Genomic DNA, 16,100 nt, shown 5'->3' with positions numbered 1-16,100 from the left:
CTGTGCAGTCTGCCTTCCCGGCGGCATCATCGGCCGCGCCCTGGTCAGCTGCCCCTCACTTCAGCCGCCGGGTCAATCGCCGATGGCAAAATGAACGGGGGAACGACGCGGGGCTTCAATCCTTTGCTTCGGGGATCAGACGTATCAAAGTTCCATCCCTCGCCGCAGCGCTGATTGCCGTTGCGATCTGCCGGAGCGGTCCATCGGCGACGAGCATATCTGGCGCAGGGTGTTTTCCGGGACCCGGATCGATAAAGGCCGAACACCGGTGATCCGAGTCGAGCATCGCCATGAACGATGTCGCGACGATTGCTTCGCCGCAGGCGGCGCATCGAAGAATGTACGAACCGCCATGGACGATCGATTCGGTTTCATCCAATCCGCAGGACGGGCAGGCCAACATATTGTTCATTGCGGGTGAGACTATGAGGCTGCGGCTAGAATGATGGCGATCACGAGCAGCAAAGGACCCATCCACTTGAAGTGACGAACCACCGGCGGCCGGCTGGCCGGATTGCCGGGAAAGGGCAGATAACCAAAGCCGACGGACGCCATCCACAGGCCGGCGCAAAACATGATGATTTCATCGATATAGGCTGCGATCATGGGTTCTCCTGTCTTCGAAAGACGTCACTACAATCTCTCTCTCCGCAGTTTTGCGCGACATGCTTTAGCGGAGCCGTTCATCATAGGAATCGGCACGGGCCAGACGGAACAGATCGGGATAGAGACCCAACCATAGAAACACACCCTGGCGTCGTGTGCCAAAACGCTTGTGCCCTTTCATCATTCGAAAAGCCACATCACGTTTCGCGAACAGGTGGCCGCCATTGGCTGCAGCCAACAGAATGTCATCGGCTTCGTCGGCATGCCGCGCCAAATGGGGATGCGCCTCGATCGTCCTGTATTGCCAATAGAGCGACGATATCGGGTGATGCCGGTCTCTCCGGAACCATTCCAGCGCGAGTTCGGCGCGTCCAGCGTCGAAATGGCTGAGCCCAAGAGGATGAGCAGCGGACTCGTTTCCACCGTCATAGGCCAGCTGGTAGTGGTGAAGCGATTGATCTTTATCCTTTCGAACAGCATGGCCATACCAATACATCCAACCCAACACTCCATGAGCCCAGGCAGATCCGGCATTTGCCGCCTCCTCCAGCAGAGGCAAGGCTTCCTTATAACGCTTCTGTTTGTACAATTGCTGGGCCAGTTCCTCATTAGACGCAGTCATGCCAGCATTGCTCCGATCAATTGGACAGCCTCTCTGACCTCAGGGCCGTGACGCATGTCGAGCCGATCCGCCAGCCTCCGCCCCAATTTCCGCCACCGGTCGCAATGGGTGTCATAGCCGGTTCCCGAAACCAGCCACGCTCCGCTTGCATCCATGCCGGGGGATCTGCGGCGCCTGGCGGCCTCTTCGGCGACCATGATCCACTCGCAGAGACCGAGAAGCGCTGCGTCGTTCCATTGGTGCGGACGGCCAAGCGCGAACCACAGCATGGCCAGCCCGAAGAAGGGGATCTCTCCCGCTTCATGTTCCGGCAGGCGCGGAATCAGCCAGAATAACAGCGACAGAACGTCATCCCCGACATCCAAGCCGAGGGCTTCCAGGCTGCCGATCAAGTTTATGAGTGTCTGGTTGCCGCCATAAGAAGCACCCGCGTTGCGCGGGTCGCCATAGGAGACGAGCAGAACCGTGCACGCAAACGCGCATTGCCTGGATAGGTTCGCCACCATGCCGGGACCCTGCTGCCCGGGTTCAGACCACCGGGTCAGTTCCAGAACCTCGCGGGGATGCCATTGCAATGGCGACGGCAATTCGCACAGCCGGGCGATATCGACGAGCCGGGCGAGATGTTCTTCGCTGTCATTGCCGTAGTCGGCGCGCGCAATGCTCTGCAGATCGGCGTCATCCAGCAGGCCGGCCGTGGCCTTGAGAAGAGAGTTTGGATTGCCTGATGAAATCGATGACACACTGCCGGCGAGGCTCTGAAATTCGACGACGTGCTCCTGCATTCGTGACGTCATTTACATTTTCGCCCTACCAAACTGTCCGGACTCCGAGCCGGGCAAGCCGAATTGTCCGTTCGCCATCGACAGCGCCCTTTCGCTCAACATTTGGCAGCCCTTCAGAAAATGTCGAGGGGCTAAACTTAAGGTAGCACAATTGCTTCGAATCCCCTAAGCATCCCGATGCATTACAACGAATGCTAACCGCCATAGCGCTCTCAGGAATATTCCATGCCCAACGCTCAATTCATTCGCTCCGCCGCCTTCTCTGTGTGCGTCGCTTTTGCGGCATTTCAGGCCGGACAGGTTCTGGCCGAGTCAGCCAATGACAAGTTCTTTGACGCAGCCCTTTGCAAGCCACCCTATACGATGACATCGGCAATGAAGATCTATGACGTCGTGGAGGCTTTGGCCAAACCAGACACGTCGTCTCTGGGTGCGGCGATCTACAAACTCCCGAACCAGATCGGCCGCGACGGCTTCAAATCGAACGAGGTTTTCTTTGCAAGCAACGCGGTTGGAATTTTGGTCGAAGGCGAACGCGCCGACGATCTGGCCGCAAAATACGGCTTGAAGCGGGAGACCTCGGACCTGCTGGGTGCATCTACGAAGGGCTATTCGCGCGAACTGCCGGCAGATCTGCAGCCGGAACCGGGAATGGCCGGACCCGGAAAGGTCTCCATCGTTGCCCGCCAAGGCAATGCCCTGCCAGGCAAAACCTTGCTGGCGTGTGAATTCGTTCAGGAATTCTAGGCGTCGCCGGGGCGCCATCAGCTTCCCGGCAAGGCCTGATCTTGTGGAGCGGGCAACGATACCCTCACCGTTTCCAGATGCCAGACCTTGGCGACGATCCGCCAGCCCTCGATGCCTTTCACGAAGCAGAGATGGTCGATGAAAACGTTGGAATGAATCCGCAGCCTGACCTTCACGGTGGCAGCGGCCGGCGAAAGCCAATCGATCAGGAGGCGCGACAGGCGTTTATCGACGCTGCGATCGAAGCCGGAATCCCGATCAAGGAATGAGGCCAGGAGGCTCTGCTAGCTGAGCTTCCATCCGGTCGGCGAGAGCCAGGTAGCGCGGATGGTTCCGGAGAGGATCTAGATCGCTGTCCTTCTTCATCCACGCCACGACCGACGCGACATAGGTAGGCGATCCGGACGCCTGCCGTTCAAGGCAGGCAATGGCCTCAGCAGGTTTGCCGAGCTTCGCATAGCAACAAGCGAGATTATAGAGCACTCTGAGGTCGTCCCCAGCGATTGCGGCGGCACGGGACGCCCACGACGCTCCACGCTCCATCTCGCCCAGATCCGCCAGCAAACAGCCGCCATAGCACATAAGGATCGGCTCGTCTGGATGTGCGGCAATCTCTCCTTCTATCAGCCGAAGGCACTCTCGCGCCGACTGAACTGCTTCTTGATGGTGCCCAAGGGATATATGGACCGCTCGCAGCTGGTCCCAGGCCCGATAATCATCTGGCTTCAAGGCGATAGTGCGCTCGTAGAGGCCGCGCGCCTTTTCGAACTGGCCCTGCGCGTGACAATTGCGCCCGTAGAAGAAGTTCGCCTCGAAAGAGGTCGGATCTCGTTCGAGGGCGAGCTCGAACTCTGCCTCGGCCTCAGCCCGCAGGCCCTTGGTAAACATTGCGATGCCTCGCGATGCATGGGCGTCGGAGAGACCTGGATCGAGCTCCAGAGCCCGGTTGGCGTTGTCTAGGATGTTGTCATATGTGGCAGCCGGATCATTGGCGAGCAGAAGGTAGGAGTCGCAGTCGGACAGTCCGGCATAAGCCCGTGCATAGCGCGGATCTAGGTCGACGGCCTTCGCGAACAGACCCCGGGCTGCCTTTATGCTTCTCGATTCGTGTCCACGGTTAAAGAACGACCGCCCCATCAGATAAATTTGATAGGCCTCCGGATTGTCGGTTCCCCGCTTGGTGATAGTCTCAAGCTCCTTTGCGAGGAGCCGGACCTTAAGCGCGTCGACAATGTGCTTGGAGATTTCGTCCTGCAGCGCGAATATATCTTCAAGGTCGCGATCGTATCGCTCCGCCCACACGTGCCGGCCATCCGTTCCGTTGATAAGCTGAGCCGCAATGCGCACTTTGTTTCCGGCCTTGCGCACGCTGCCTTCCAGCACATACCGCACGCCGAGTTCGCATCCCACCTGCTTCATGTCCACGGCGCGACCTTTGTAGATAAAGCTTGAATTGCGGGCGATGACGCTGAGCGCGGACACTTTCGCAAGATCCGTAATGATGTCCTCGGTGATGCCATCACTGAAGTATTCCTGTTCCGGATCGCCGCTCATGTTGGTGAACGGTAGCACCGCAATAGACACGCCTTCGCTTTCGGCGATCACCGCCGCAGGAGGCCGCTTCGGCGGTGAATCCTGCCATCTGTGTCCGAAGCGCGCCATGTGGACTTGTATGGGCCTCTCGTGGTTCTTCACGGAATGTTGGCCGAAATCCTCGAAGTCGACCCCCAACTTGCTGCCGATATGCTCGCGCACGATGCCAGCGATCGCGACCCCGCCGGGATCGGCGAGGGATTGCAGGCGCGCCGCGACGTTGACCCCGTCACCATGGATGTCGTCACCATCGACGATGATGTAGCCAAGATTGACCCCGATGCGATATACGAGACGGCGGTCTTGGGCCTCCTGGGGTTCGGCTCTGGCTATCGTGCTTTGAATCTCGGTGGCGCACCTTACGGCATCGGCAACGCTGGCGAACTCCACCAGCATCCCATCACCCATCAGCTTGACGATTCGTCCGTTGTGAGTCGCAATACAGGGGTCGACCAGGTCATGGCGCAACGACTTGAGGCGGTTCAGCGTGCTGATGTCATCGATTTCCATCAAACGGGTGTAGCCGACGATGTCAGCCGAGAGGATCGCCGAAAGCCTGCGTTGCATTGGAAGCCCCCACTCCCTGTTGACCGCAATGCTTAATCGTAGCGCTTAGAATCCGGCGCAATCATGTCGGGAAAATAGCCGATTTTAGAGGTGAGCCATTGGGTTGGCCGCGTTGGGTGCAATTGGCTCCTTCCAGAAACACTGACGCTCTAAGCCGCTGCCGAGCGACCATCCGTTGAAGAGACCATTCGTAGCGCATTTCAGGGTTTGTGCGGTTGCAACGAGCCGGCCAGCTAGGTTTCAATCTCGAAGTTACCGCTATCCGCGCCGCAGACTGCTTGCGAGATTCAACGCTCGACGCATTCAGGTAACCTGAAAGGCTTGACAAAACCGGCCAATGCCTCGGGCTTTGCGCAGGGCGGAAAGCCGGCAAGTCGCATGGTTTCGATCAGTCGCCGCCTGTCGTTTTCATTTGTATCAGGAAGGCTCACAAATCCCTCTATGGTGAGATCGGGAAACCATTTCAGTGCTTGTGTGAGAGCCGTTTTCGCTTCCGCCGTGCGGCCGGTGGCGGCTAGCGCGGCTGGACGATATACCCACATCCGTCGACCGTAGTTTTCCGGACCCATTTGACCCTGCATGCGAAGCGCATCTTCGTAGCGTCCGGCCATGAAATAGGCAGCAGCAAAGATTCTCGTACTCCACACCGGGTAGATCGGATTAAGGCGGATTGCCTGATCGACCATCTCCGCACCGCGCTGCGGCTCGCCGAAGGTGGATGCCAAGAAGGCGTAGAAGGTCAGAATTTCGAACTGGTTCGGCGCCATGCGCAGCGCCGTGTCGAATTCCGCTTTGGCGCGTGCAAGATCGTTCCTGTCGCCGAAACTAAAGCCCAGCACGGCGTGCGCCTCGGCGTCCATCGGATCGAGCGTGACCGCGCGCTCGGCGGCCTCGGCGGCCAGTCGGAAGTTGACCTCGAAATCGGCGCCAAAACTCGGCATGACGCTATACGCGTGATAAAGTTCAACCCAGGCGCGCGCCAGCCCCGGGTCCAGTTCCGCGGCGCTTTTGAGGAGCTTGATTGCCTCCTCGACATCAGCGCGATTCATCTTCGCAAGCTTCTCCGTGCCGAGCAGGTACAGCTCATAGGCGGTAAGGTCGCTTGGCGGCTTGCGATGGGCCGCGATCCGGCCTGCCTCCTGGATCACGCGGCCTCCGCCGCCGAGCCGGTTGGAGACCTGCCCGGCAATCTCCGTTTGAATCGCAAAGAGGTCCCGGTCCGGCCGGTCCCAGCGCTGCGACCAAAGGTGCTTGTTCGTTTTGGCGTCGATGAGTTGTGCTGTAACCCGCACCCGATCGGCTTGGCGTTGAATTGAGCCTTCGACAATAAAGTTCGCGCCAAGCGTCCTGCCCACCTCATTCGGCTCGGCTGGTTTGTCCCGGTATTGTTCAGTCGAGTTGCGGGCGATCACCTCGAATTCAGGGAACCCCGCCAGATCGGTGATTATGTCCTCGACGAGGCCATCGGCGAGGCGTCCGGTCGCCTCGTCACCGCGATAATTGTCGAAGGGCAGCACCGCGATGGATGGCAGCCCCGCCTCGGGACGCTTCTCGATTGCGGAACTTGTAAAGAGCCAGACTGCACCTGCCGCCAGAAAGACCACCAGGCCCAGACCCGCAGTCCATTTCCACCTTGCCGGCGCCAAAGGCGGGTTCGCGGCGGTGATCATCAGCCGGTATCCGCGTTTCGGTACGGCCTTGAGAACTGCCTGTTGCTCATCGTGAAGAGCGCGGCGTACATCGCGCACGCATTGGACCAGGCTGTCATCGGTGACGAACACGCCTGGCCACACCGCCTGCATCAGCTCATCTTTGGTGACCAGCCGATCGGCGTTTTCGAGGAGATACTTCAGGAGGTGGAAGGCCTGCGGCCTGAGAGCGATCTCGCGCCCTTCCCGGTCACACACAATCCCTCCGGCAATATCAACGATAACGCCGTTAACCGCGAACGTCCTGGCAGCCCGGGAATCCATCCTCCGCCTCCTGCCGCGGGGACATCCATTATCATATCAGACAGCTGCAACTCCGTGAATGCCGCCGCAGCGCCTTTGTTTTTCGGCAATTTTTCACCGAACGATCACCAGTCGTTCGGGACATTGGCATTGTGCGCGTCCAACGTCGCACCAAGCGCGCGTCGCGACCATCGTCCCCAAACCATATGCAAGGTTGAATCGGTAGGAGAACCACCATGAACCTGCGAACCCTCACAGAGAGCCTGATCGGAATACTGCTCATTTCGCAGGTTGCTTTCGGTCTTACGACGTCCGCCGCGACGGCCGAAAATGCCAAATTGCTCGTCGAACCAGTGGTCGAGAAGAAGGTGAAGGAACTGCCGCCCGGACCATTGTTCTGGCGGCTGGAGAATTTCCCAACGCTGGCCCAGGCCCAAAGCGCCGCAGGCCCGACGTCACTCGCGGCCGAGGTCGCAGGCAAGGTGTGGTTGTTCACGCTTGGACCAAAGGATGGCTCTACGCCAGGCGGAACCAGGGTCGCCGCGATTGGTCCCATCCCACCGGTCAGCGCAAGCGAATATTTGCTGCGCATCAACCGCGCCGGAGGCGTGCCGGGCGCCAAGACTTCGATCCATTCACATCCGGGGCCGGAGGCCTTTTATGTGCTGGCCGGCAAGCTGGGCCAGAGGACGCCGCACGGCATGGCCTATGCCGAAGCCGGAACGACCATGGTTGGTCATGGCGCGGATACACCGATGGAAGTGTTTAATGCCGGAACAAGCGATCTCGATGAGTTCGCCATCTTTGTGGTGGACGCCAATCTGCCGTTCTCGTCGCCGGCCAAACTCGACTGAGGCCATCTGGCGGCTTGGCATACGGCACCGATCCAGTAGGACGCGACGCGCCTCATAGGCATAGCTGCGAGCTTGCGCGCACCTAGAGGATGTGCATGGGAAATAACGAACTGAAGTGCGATCAGACCCAAATGGCCAGTCCGTAACCGGGGCCTGAAGACCGATGGCATGGTAATTGGGAAGAATGGCGCACCCGAAGAGATTCGAACTCCTGACCCCCAGATTCGTAGTCTGGTGCTCTATCCAGCTGAGCTACGGGTGCGTGCAAAATGCGGCGGTGCCGCTTGCGTGGCGATCCTCTAAAACGTCCTTCGGGACAATGCAAGAGCATTTCTGAAAAAATCGCGTCTTTGCCTGTTCGCGGCTGTGCCTTGCCGGGCGAGGTCACTTTTCCAAATGCGTCCGGCTGCGATAATCCTCCAGCGAAACCGGGCGATCGGGGATCTCGATGCGGAACTGGGTGCCGACCGTCGGCTTTTCCACCAGCGCGATCGTGCCGCCATGGGCCAGCACCAGCTCGCGGGCGATGGTGAGGCCGAGGCCGGTGCCGCCGGAGCGGGCGGAACCGCGGAAGGCGGCAAAGAGGTTCTGGCGGGCCTTCAGCGGCATGCCCGGGCCGGTATCGTCGACCGTGATGCTGACGACGCTGCCGACGCGCTGGGCGGCGACGGTGATGCGCCTCAAGGTACCCGGGGCGCCCTCGCCCGGCGCGGTCAGCGCCTGCAGCGCGTTGCGGCAGAGATTGTGGATGACGCGGAAGAGCTGTTCACCATCGGCATCGACCTTGAGATCGGCGCCGATCTGCTCGACGAATTCGATGCCGCTCTGCGGATCGATCGCCAGTATGTCCTTGACCTCCTGGGTCAGTTCCAAAAGCAGGATATGGCGACGGCGCGGCGCCGATTCGCTCGCCTTGCCGTAGGATAGCACCTCGGTGGTATAGCCGACGGCGCGGTCGATGGTGCGCAGCAGCTTCGGGGCGAAGCTCTTGACCATCGGATCGTCGACATCGACGAGACGGTCCGACATCAGCTGCGCCGACGCCAGGATATTGCGCATGTCGTGATTGATCTTGGAGACGGCAAGGCCGAGAGCGGCAAGGTTCTTCTGCTGCTTCAGCGTCTTCTGCAGCTCCATCTGCATCGAGGTGAGGTTGCGGCCGGCGACCGCCAGTTCGTCGCGGCCGCCGTCGCCGATATAGATATGGGCCGGGTTTTCCGGATCGGAGGAGAATTGCTGCATGCTGCCGGTCAGCCGGCGGATCGGGCCGATCAGGATGCGGTTGATCGCAAAGAAGATCAGCGTCGCGGTGAAGACGGAGATCAGCACCGACAGAAGGAGGACGTTGCGGGAATAGGCGAACATCGCCGTGCGCAACTGCCTGTCCCTCATCACCACCTCGACGCCGGTATTGGTGTCGCCGACGGGGCCATAGACGCGGATCATCCTGCTGCCGCCGAAGATCAGCGTGTCGAGCGCATCGCGTATCGCCGTCATTGGCGGCACGTCGGTGAGATCATAGGCTTCATCGACGGAGGTCGGCATATCGGTGGTCGCCAGCAGCCGCGAGGTGCCGTCCTTGCGCAGCACGATCGCCTTGGTGCCGGTTGCCTCCAGCGTTTCCTTCTGCAGTGCTCGCGGCAGCTCGACCGGCTGCAGCCCGTCGATGACGATGGCGGCGGCGGCGGCCGTGTTCAGCCTGTCTTCCAGCCAGCGTATGCGCATGCTGGCAACCGAGGGGAAGAAGATCAGGATTTCGGCGAGCATGATGAAGAAGACGGTGAGCCAGAGCAGCTTGCCGGAGAGCCCGCCGAACATGCGGGCAGACGGGCACGGCGCCCTCGCAGCCTCGCCGGCCGCCGGGGTCTCCGCCGAAGGATTGTCACCCTGGTCTTTCATCGGCATTCGCGTCTCGCCCGATCGGCAGCATTTGCGCCGCCCTTACCGCTGGAGCTTTATATTAGACCAAGATGGTCCGCTTTCAAATCTTTGCGAGCAGCGTCACGTCGTCACAAAGAAGCGTCCAGCTTGGAGAAGGAAGGCCCTTCCCCAACCTTTCCCCACAAGAGGGAGGGACCAATTTGCGGCGCCCACGAGGCAAATATCAGCCTTTCCGCGGGTGAAACGACGAAGTTGGAAGCGCCGGTGCGACAGGTTAGGCTTGGGGCGAGGTCTTCGCCCGGCGCGGACCGGGCAGAAAAAACCAACGCCGCCCGGAGGCGGCGTTGAAAGGCGCGTGATCAGTAAAGCTTAGAACTCTTCCCAGCTCTGTTCGGCGGGCGCCGCATTGCCGCCGAAAGCGCGGGCGACCTTGGCGATCGCCCGGCGGGCAGGCGAGGCGACGGGCCGGTGCGGCTCGTTGCGGACGAGCGCCACAGGCGCCGGCGCACCGTCCGACAGTTTGAAGCGGGCAATGAGGCTCACCAGCCCATTGGCTTCGGCCGACAGCCTGTGCGTGGCGGCGGAGGTCTCTTCGACCATCGCGGCATTCTGCTGGGTTACCTGGTCCATCTGATTGACGGCGGTATTGACTTCCTTGAGGCCGGTCGACTGTTCGGTCGCGGCTGTCGCGATCGAATGGATATGGTCGTTGATGGCGATGACGCGGGTGCCAATTTCGGCGAGCGCCTCGCCGGTCGCCTGCACCAGCTTGACGCCGACCTGCACCTCGTCGCCCGACTTGGTGATCAGCGCCTTGATGTCCTTGGCCGCGGTTGCCGAACGCTGGGCCAGTTCGCGCACTTCCTGGGCGACCACCGCGAAGCCCTTTCCGGCCTCGCCGGCGCGGGCGGCCTCGACGCCGGCATTCAGCGCCAGCAGGTTGGTCTGGAAGGCGATCTCGTCGATGACGTTGATGATCTGGCTGATTTCGCGCGACGCCTGCTCGATGCGGCCCATGGCCTCGACGGCATTGCGCACGACGACGCCGGAGCGGCCGGCATTCTCCTTGGCTTCGGACACCATGATGGTTGCTTCATGCGCCCGCTCGGTGGAATTCTGGACGACAGCGGTGATCTCATCGAGGGCGGCCGAAGTCTGTTCGAGGGCAGCCGCCTGCTGCTCGGTGCGCTTCGACAGGTCGTCGCTGGCATTGCGCAGTTCGGCGGTGTTGCCGTTCATCGCTTCCGTCGTCTCGCGCACTTCGCGCATCGTCGCCTGCAGGGTGACGAAGGTATTGTTGACGTTCTGCTGCAATTCGGCGAAGGCGCCCTGGAAGCTGCCGCGCATCGTCTGGGTGAGGTCGCCTTCGGCAAGGCTTGCGATGACGCGGCGGGTCTCGCCGATGCCGGCATCGACGCTCGCCAGCAGCGTGTTGATGTTGCCGGCGAACTGGTTGAGGTTCTCGTCCTCGTAGTCCTTATCGATGCGGTGGCCGAAATCGCCGGCCGCGGCCGCAGCCACGACGACGGACATGCTCGACTGCAGGTCGTCGCTCTTGGCGCGCATCGCCGCCTCCTGAGCGTTCAGGCGCTTGATGGCAAGGCCGTTCGCCTTGAAGACGGCGACCGCTGCGGCCATCTCGCCGATTTCATCCTGGCGTCCGGCGAAAGGAACCTCGGCCTCGAAATTGCCGTCGGCAACCTCCTTGATCGCATGGGTGACGCGCTTGATCGGGCGGCTCAGATGGCTGGTGCCGATGTAGAAGCCCATGCCGATGCCGGCCGAAATGCCGATGCCGGTGATGCTGAGGACGAGCATCAGCACCCAGGAGCGGAAGCTTTCGATCTCGGCGTTGACGGTCTGCAGCGCGGCCTTGTCGATGGCGACGACCGCGTCGATTTCCGCCTGGAACGCCTTGCGGTTGGCGCGGTTGGCCTCATTGTTGCCCTGTTGGCTGGCGGCCTCGGGGCCGACCTCGGTACCGAGGCGGGCCGTTTCCGCGCGGAAGGTGCGGAATTCCGCAGCGCGGGCGACAAGCTTGGCAAAACTGTCCTTCTCATCCTCGGGAACGAGCGGCGCCCAGCCCGCGATGACCTTGTCGATCTCGTCGAGGCCGGCCAGCAGGCCCTTGGCAAAATTCGGCGTATCCTTGATCGTCTTGGCGGCATAAATGCCGCGCGATTCCATCACCACCGCCGTCACGAAACGGTTGAGACGTTCGCCGGCATAGGCGCGGGTGGCGGCCTGTTCGTAAGCCGTCAGGTTGCGACTGTATTCGTGCATCGCGGACAATGCCGTTGCGCCGATCAGAAGCGCGACCGCGCCCATCACGCACACCAGCAGATTAATTTTGCCACGGATCTTCAATGCAATGCCCTCCTAGCTACGCCACTGCCTGGAAAGCAAATTCCAGCCCATGCGCTGAATATCGGCGACATTTATTAAAGTTAGATTTCCAATATTTACGATTATGCCGAGGGAAAATTATCCCTGTTGGACGCGGTCGCGGGACGTAACCCCCTGCAAACCAGGCTTATCGATCGCTTGTGGCACCAAATTACAACCGCTCGGAGCAAGCGGAAATTCTTAACACCAGAGTGCGAAAATTACTTCGGGCCGACGGCGCAAAGTGAAATTATCGGGTATAATTGACTTTCTAAGCCTTCATCCGTATAAGCCGCCGCACGTCCGGTCACTCAGCCTTTTTGGCTCGCCCGTTCGAAAAACAACGCTCCTTGCATTATGCAAATTCAAGAAGGGCCGCACTCCGCGGTATTCAAATAAATGAAGCGTACCTACCAACCATCCAAGCTTGTTCGCAAGCGTCGCCACGGCTTCCGTGCGCGCATGTCCACGAAGGGTGGCCGCAAGGTCATCGCTGCCCGCCGCGCGCAGGGCCGCAAGCGTCTTTCGGCTTAAGGCCGGATTGCCCGGTAAGAGATGGCGGGCGAATTGACGACCAGTGAGAAGAAACACACTGTCGGGCGGCTGAAGAGCCGCCCGCAGTTTCTTGCCGCGCGCGAGGGCGAAAAACGCCGGGGCGGCCTCTTCCTTCTCGAAGTCCTCGACCGGAAGGAACCCGACAGCCAAGCCCGTGTCGGTTTTACAGTCACCAAAAAACATGGCAACGCGGTCGAACGGAACCGTATGCGCCGCCGCCTGAAAGAGGCGGTGCGGCTTCATGCGGGGTTTGCAATGCAGCCCGGACACGACTATGTGGTTGTCGCGCGCAGGGACGTGCTTCAGGCGTCCTTCAAAGAATTGGCCGCGGAACTGAAATCCCGCGTGGAAACCAGGCCGAAACACCGGCGCTCCGGAGACGGACGCCCCAGGAACGTATGATGGAAAACAACCGCAATTACTTCATTGCGATCGCTCTCTCGGTGCTGATCGTCCTCGGCTGGCAGTTTCTCTATATGAATCCGCGCATCGAGACCCAGCGCAAGGCGCAGGAAGCCCAGAAGGCGCAGCAGCAGACCGAGCAGGCGCAGCAGCCCGCAGCAAGCGGTCAGGCGCCGGCCCAGCCGAGCGGTGCGGCCCCTTCCAGCCAGGCGGCCGCGACGGCGACGCTCGAGCAAGCGCTGCAGAAGTCGCCGCGCATTGTCATCGATACCCCGGCACTTTCCGGTTCGATCAACCTTGCCGGCGCCCGCCTCGACGATCTGAAGCTCAAGGGCTATCACGAGACCGTCGACGACTCGAGCCCGATCATCACGTTGTTCAGCCCGGCCGAAACCAAGGACGGCTATTTCACCGAACTCGGCTATATCGGCAGCGATGCGACGGGCAGCGTTCCCGGTCCCTCGACGCTCTGGACCGCACCTGAGGGCGCCAAGCTCACCGAAAAGACGCCGGTGACGCTGACCTATACGAACGACAAGGGCCTGACCTTCACCCGCACCATCTCCGTCGATGAACGCTACATGTTCACCGTCGCCGACAAGATCCAGAATGCCGGCCAGGCGCCCGCTTCGCTGAATTCCTACGGCCGCGTCACGCGCTACAACAAGCCGACGACGCCATCGGTCTACGTCCTGCATGAAGGCTTCATCGGCGTCATCGGCGATGACGGCCTGGTGGAAACCAAATATACCGCCGCCGAGAAGGAAGCCGTGAAGCCGGCCAAATCCACCGGCGGCTGGCTCGGCATCACCGACAAATACTGGGCCGCGACGATCGTCCCGCCGCAGGCCAGTCCCTATGAGGCAAGCTTCTCGCATTTTCCCGACGGTCAGCCGCGCTATCAGGCCGACTACAAGGAAGATGCCTTCACCGTTGCGCCGGGCCAATCGATCGAGCTGAAGAACCTCGTCTTTGCCGGCGCCAAGGAAGTGCCCGTCATCGACGGCTATGAGGCGAGCTACTCGATTCCGAAGTTCGACCGTCTGATCGACTGGGGCTGGTTCTATTTCATCACCAAGCCGATGTTCAAGCTGATGGACTTCTTCTTCCGCTACTTCGGCAATTTCGGCGTGGCGATCCTGTGCACCACCATCGTCGTCAAGCTCCTGTTCTTCCCGCTCGCCAGCAAGCAATATGCTTCGATGGCCAACATGAAGCGCATGCAGCCGAAGATGGAGGAGTTGAAGGCGAAATTCGCCGACGACCGCATGGGGCTGCAGCAGGCGACAATGCAGCTCTACAAGGACGAGAAGATCAATCCGATCGCCGGCTGCTGGCCGGTGGCGCTGCAGATCCCGATCTTCTTCTCGCTCTACAAGGTGATCTACATCACCATCGAGATGCGGCATGCGCCCTTCTTCGGCTGGATCAAGGATCTTTCGGCGCCCGATCCGACGACGATCGTCAATCTGTTCGGCCTGCTGCCCTTCGAGGCCCCGACCTTGCTGCATCTCGGCGTCTGGCCGCTGATCATGGGCATCACCATGTTCGTGCAGATGCGCATGAACCCGACCCCGCCCGATCCGACCCAGGCGATGATCTTCAACTGGATGCCGCTGGTGTTCATGTTCATGCTGGCAAGCTTCCCGGCCGGCCTCGTCATCTACTGGGCCTGGAACAACACGCTCTCGGTGCTGCAGCAGTCGGTGATCATGAGGCGCCACGGCGTCAAGGTCGAACTCTTCGACAATCTGAAGGGTCTGTTCCGACGAAAAGAGGCGCCATCGAAATGACGCCTGCCAAGCCCCGCTCCGGCGGGGCTTTTCTTTTCCGGGCGTCGGAGAAGGACGCAGGGTACGACCCTGCAAGCCGCCTCAAAGCTTGACATCTGCCCGCAAAACCATGAAGCCCGGTAAGACACCCAACCCAGAGATTGCAGAGCCCGCATGCCCGACACCGAAAAGCCGCTCTTCGGCCACCCATGGATCTTCATCCGCGGCGTGCCATCCCTAAACTTCCTGCCGCCGGAAGGGCCGCTGGAGGTGGCCTTCGCCGGGCGCTCGAATGTCGGCAAATCCTCGCTGATCAACGCACTGGTCGGCCAGAAGGGCCTGGCGCGCACCTCGAACACGCCGGGACGCACGCAGGAACTCAACTATTTCGTTCCCGACGGCTATTCCGGCGAAGGCGGCGACCTGCCGCCGATGGCGATCGTCGACATGCCGGGCTATGGTTATGCGCAGGCGCCGAAGGAGCAGGTCGACAAGTGGACCAAGCTGGTTTTCGATTATCTGCGCGGCCGCGCGACGCTGAAGCGCGTCTACGTGCTGATCGACAGCCGTCACGGCATCAAGAAGAACGACGACGACGTGCTCGACCTGCTCGACAAGGCCGCCGTCTCCTACCAGATCGTGCTGACCAAGACCGACAAGATCAAGGCGGCGGGCGTGCCGAAGCTGCTGGCCGAAACAGCCGACAAGATCCGCAAGCGCCCGGCCGCCTATCCCGGCGTGCTCTCCACCTCCTCGGAAAAGGGCGACGGGTTGGACGATCTGCGCCAGGCGATTGGCGAAACCGTCGGCATCGCCCGCTGGAAGTAGAAGGCGCACGCGCCCCGGACGCGGAGCCCTGTTTGGTGTAAAGGTCTCCGCTGCACCCATAAGTTGAAGACAGCGCAATCGGAAAACTAACGGTTGACGACGCAAGCTTGATGAGCTAGATAGCGAGCATCGAATTTTGCTTGCTGGCTTGGTTATCGCGCGATTGGCACCGCGCTCTGAACGAACTTCCTTTCAAAAATCGCTATCATCATCCGCATCGCCTTGGCGTTGCGGTTCTTCAATATTGCTATGAAAGGGTTCATCATCATGGCCACTGGCACAGTTAAATGGTTCAACTCCACCAAAGGCTTCGGCTTCATTCAGCCTGACAATGGCGGCGATGACGCCTTCGTTCACATCTCCGCCGTCGAGCGCGCCGGAATGCGCGAACTCGTCGAAGGCCAGAAGATCGGCTTCGATCTCGAGCGTGACAACAAGTCGGGCAAGATGTCCGCCTGCAATCTCCAGAACGCTTAAATCGGTATCTGCTTCCCTTTGACCACGGATGTACTGGCACTGCCGGAAGCACGTTATCAATCCAAGGCCAGGCG

General features: G+C 60.6%; 17 protein-coding genes and 1 tRNA gene. 8 read left to right on the top strand and 10 right to left on the bottom strand.

Going from position 1 to position 16,100, the window contains the following annotated elements; genetic code table 11:
- Positions 1–115: 115 nt before the first annotated feature.
- From FHT69_RS25245 to FHT69_RS25230, 4 genes are all read right to left on the bottom strand, one after another.
- Positions 116–412, bottom strand: a complete 297-nt coding sequence (locus FHT69_RS25245) for a hypothetical protein (RefSeq protein ID WP_127431024.1) — start codon at positions 410–412, stop codon at positions 116–118.
- 11 nt (positions 413–423) lie between these two features.
- Positions 424–606 carry a hypothetical protein gene (locus FHT69_RS25240; RefSeq protein ID WP_127431025.1) on the bottom strand — a complete coding sequence of 61 codons (183 nt, stop codon included), beginning with the start codon at positions 604–606 and terminating at the stop codon, positions 424–426.
- Positions 607–670: 64 nt separating this feature from the next.
- Complete coding sequence (locus tag FHT69_RS25235) at positions 671–1,228, bottom strand: sel1 repeat family protein (RefSeq protein WP_183906115.1); 558 nt, start codon at positions 1,226–1,228, stop codon at positions 671–673.
- Positions 1,225–2,025, bottom strand: coding sequence for a hypothetical protein (locus tag FHT69_RS25230; RefSeq protein ID WP_168332450.1), 801 nt, complete (start codon positions 2,023–2,025; stop codon positions 1,225–1,227). The genes FHT69_RS25235 and FHT69_RS25230 overlap by 4 nt, the downstream gene beginning before the upstream one ends.
- Positions 2,026–2,238: 213 nt before the next feature.
- On the opposite strand from FHT69_RS25230, the gene FHT69_RS25225 reads away from it, so the two are divergent.
- Positions 2,239–2,760 (top strand): hypothetical protein, encoded by a 522-nt coding sequence (locus FHT69_RS25225; RefSeq protein ID WP_028755451.1) that lies wholly within the window; start codon positions 2,239–2,241, stop codon positions 2,758–2,760.
- Positions 2,761–2,777: 17 nt separating this feature from the next.
- Here the strand turns inward: FHT69_RS25225 and FHT69_RS25220 are convergent, their stop codons facing one another.
- The gene (locus FHT69_RS25220) at positions 2,778–2,936 is read right to left on the bottom strand and encodes a nuclear transport factor 2 family protein (RefSeq protein ID WP_312865608.1); all 159 of its coding nucleotides are present in this window, start codon (positions 2,934–2,936) and stop codon (positions 2,778–2,780) included.
- Between FHT69_RS25220 and FHT69_RS34355 the strand changes: the two genes are divergently transcribed.
- The gene (locus tag FHT69_RS34355; RefSeq protein ID WP_246740085.1) at positions 2,892–3,029 is read left to right on the top strand and encodes a DUF982 domain-containing protein; all 138 of its coding nucleotides are present in this window, start codon (positions 2,892–2,894) and stop codon (positions 3,027–3,029) included. The genes FHT69_RS25220 and FHT69_RS34355 overlap by 45 nt on opposite strands.
- On the opposite strand, the gene FHT69_RS25210 is transcribed toward FHT69_RS34355, so the two are convergent.
- A complete protein-coding gene (locus FHT69_RS25210; RefSeq protein ID WP_168332451.1) occupies positions 3,019–4,920 on the bottom strand; it encodes an adenylate/guanylate cyclase domain-containing protein in 1,902 nt (633 codons plus the stop codon). The genes FHT69_RS34355 and FHT69_RS25210 overlap by 11 nt on opposite strands.
- Before the next feature lie 287 nt (positions 4,921–5,207).
- On the bottom strand, positions 5,208–6,893 hold the full coding sequence (locus tag FHT69_RS25205) for a winged helix-turn-helix domain-containing protein (RefSeq protein WP_183906114.1): 1,686 nt from the start codon (positions 6,891–6,893) through the stop codon (positions 5,208–5,210).
- A gap of 215 nt (positions 6,894–7,108) precedes the next feature.
- Here FHT69_RS25205 and FHT69_RS25200 point away from each other — a divergent pair, with 215 nt between their 5' ends.
- Positions 7,109–7,726, top strand: coding sequence for a cupin domain-containing protein (locus FHT69_RS25200; RefSeq protein ID WP_168332453.1), 618 nt, complete (start codon positions 7,109–7,111; stop codon positions 7,724–7,726).
- Positions 7,727–7,911: 185 nt separating this feature from the next.
- Here the strand turns inward: FHT69_RS25200 and FHT69_RS25195 are convergent.
- From FHT69_RS25195 to FHT69_RS25185, 3 genes are all read right to left on the bottom strand, one after another.
- Positions 7,912–7,988: transfer RNA gene (locus FHT69_RS25195), tRNA-Arg, on the bottom strand.
- Between the two features lie 122 nt (positions 7,989–8,110).
- Complete coding sequence (locus FHT69_RS25190) at positions 8,111–9,631, bottom strand: ATP-binding protein (protein WP_047617134.1); 1,521 nt, start codon at positions 9,629–9,631, stop codon at positions 8,111–8,113.
- 345 nt (positions 9,632–9,976) lie between these two features.
- Positions 9,977–11,974 carry a methyl-accepting chemotaxis protein gene (locus tag FHT69_RS25185; RefSeq protein ID WP_028755456.1) on the bottom strand — a complete coding sequence of 666 codons (1,998 nt, stop codon included), beginning with the start codon at positions 11,972–11,974 and terminating at the stop codon, positions 9,977–9,979.
- A 417-nt stretch (positions 11,975–12,391) separates the two neighbouring features.
- Between FHT69_RS25185 and rpmH the strand changes: the two genes are divergently transcribed.
- The 5 genes from rpmH to FHT69_RS25160 all read left to right on the top strand — a co-directional run bounded on the left by rpmH (position 12,392) and on the right by FHT69_RS25160 (position 16,026).
- Complete coding sequence (gene rpmH / locus FHT69_RS25180; RefSeq protein ID WP_008524438.1) at positions 12,392–12,526, top strand: 50S ribosomal protein L34; 135 nt, start codon at positions 12,392–12,394, stop codon at positions 12,524–12,526.
- 21 nt (positions 12,527–12,547) lie between these two features.
- Positions 12,548–12,949 (top strand): ribonuclease P protein component, encoded by a 402-nt coding sequence (gene rnpA / locus FHT69_RS25175; RefSeq protein WP_028755457.1) that lies wholly within the window; start codon positions 12,548–12,550, stop codon positions 12,947–12,949.
- Entirely contained in the window at positions 12,949–14,742 is a 1,794-nt protein-coding gene (gene yidC / locus FHT69_RS25170) for a membrane protein insertase YidC (RefSeq protein WP_047617137.1), read from the top strand. The genes rnpA and yidC overlap by 1 nt, the downstream gene beginning before the upstream one ends.
- A 153-nt stretch (positions 14,743–14,895) precedes the next feature.
- Positions 14,896–15,549 (top strand): ribosome biogenesis GTP-binding protein YihA/YsxC, encoded by a 654-nt coding sequence (gene yihA, locus FHT69_RS25165; RefSeq protein WP_028755459.1) that lies wholly within the window; start codon positions 14,896–14,898, stop codon positions 15,547–15,549.
- Positions 15,550–15,816: 267 nt separating this feature from the next.
- Entirely contained in the window at positions 15,817–16,026 is a 210-nt protein-coding gene (locus FHT69_RS25160; protein ID WP_003545000.1) for a cold-shock protein, read from the top strand.
- Positions 16,027–16,100 lie beyond the last annotated feature (74 nt).

Origin of the sequence: Rhizobium sp. BK008, from assembly GCF_014197345.1 — a bacterium.
Classification (GTDB): domain Bacteria; phylum Pseudomonadota; class Alphaproteobacteria; order Rhizobiales; family Rhizobiaceae; genus Rhizobium; species Rhizobium anhuiense.
Note: the sequence above shows the minus strand (reverse complement) of the source record. Positions and strands in the feature narration are given on the sequence as shown.

What these genes read in the sequence shown, in the direction of transcription:
- yidC (WP_047617137.1), top strand. Translation starts at nt 12,949, where the DNA reads ATGGAAAACAACCGCAATTACTTCATTGCGATCGCTCTCTCGGTGCTG.
- FHT69_RS25235 (WP_183906115.1), bottom strand. Translation starts at nt 1,228, where the DNA reads ATGACTGCGTCTAATGAGGAACTGGCCCAGCAATTGTACAAACAGAAG.
- rnpA (WP_028755457.1), top strand. Translation starts at nt 12,548, where the DNA reads ATGGCGGGCGAATTGACGACCAGTGAGAAGAAACACACTGTCGGGCGG.
- FHT69_RS25205 (WP_183906114.1), bottom strand. Translation starts at nt 6,893, where the DNA reads ATGGATTCCCGGGCTGCCAGGACGTTCGCGGTTAACGGCGTTATCGTT.
- FHT69_RS25230 (WP_168332450.1), bottom strand. Translation starts at nt 2,025, where the DNA reads ATGACGTCACGAATGCAGGAGCACGTCGTCGAATTTCAGAGCCTCGCC.
- FHT69_RS25200 (WP_168332453.1), top strand. Translation starts at nt 7,109, where the DNA reads ATGAACCTGCGAACCCTCACAGAGAGCCTGATCGGAATACTGCTCATT.
- FHT69_RS25240 (WP_127431025.1), bottom strand. Translation starts at nt 606, where the DNA reads ATGATCGCAGCCTATATCGATGAAATCATCATGTTTTGCGCCGGCCTG.
- FHT69_RS25225 (WP_028755451.1), top strand. Translation starts at nt 2,239, where the DNA reads ATGCCCAACGCTCAATTCATTCGCTCCGCCGCCTTCTCTGTGTGCGTC.
- FHT69_RS25245 (WP_127431024.1), bottom strand. Translation starts at nt 412, where the DNA reads ATGAACAATATGTTGGCCTGCCCGTCCTGCGGATTGGATGAAACCGAA.
- yihA (WP_028755459.1), top strand. Translation starts at nt 14,896, where the DNA reads ATGCCCGACACCGAAAAGCCGCTCTTCGGCCACCCATGGATCTTCATC.
- FHT69_RS25190 (WP_047617134.1), bottom strand. Translation starts at nt 9,631, where the DNA reads ATGCCGATGAAAGACCAGGGTGACAATCCTTCGGCGGAGACCCCGGCG.
- FHT69_RS34355 (WP_246740085.1), top strand. Translation starts at nt 2,892, where the DNA reads ATGGTCGATGAAAACGTTGGAATGAATCCGCAGCCTGACCTTCACGGT.
- FHT69_RS25160 (WP_003545000.1), top strand. Translation starts at nt 15,817, where the DNA reads ATGGCCACTGGCACAGTTAAATGGTTCAACTCCACCAAAGGCTTCGGC.
- FHT69_RS25210 (WP_168332451.1), bottom strand. Translation starts at nt 4,920, where the DNA reads ATGCAACGCAGGCTTTCGGCGATCCTCTCGGCTGACATCGTCGGCTAC.
- rpmH (WP_008524438.1), top strand. Translation starts at nt 12,392, where the DNA reads ATGAAGCGTACCTACCAACCATCCAAGCTTGTTCGCAAGCGTCGCCAC.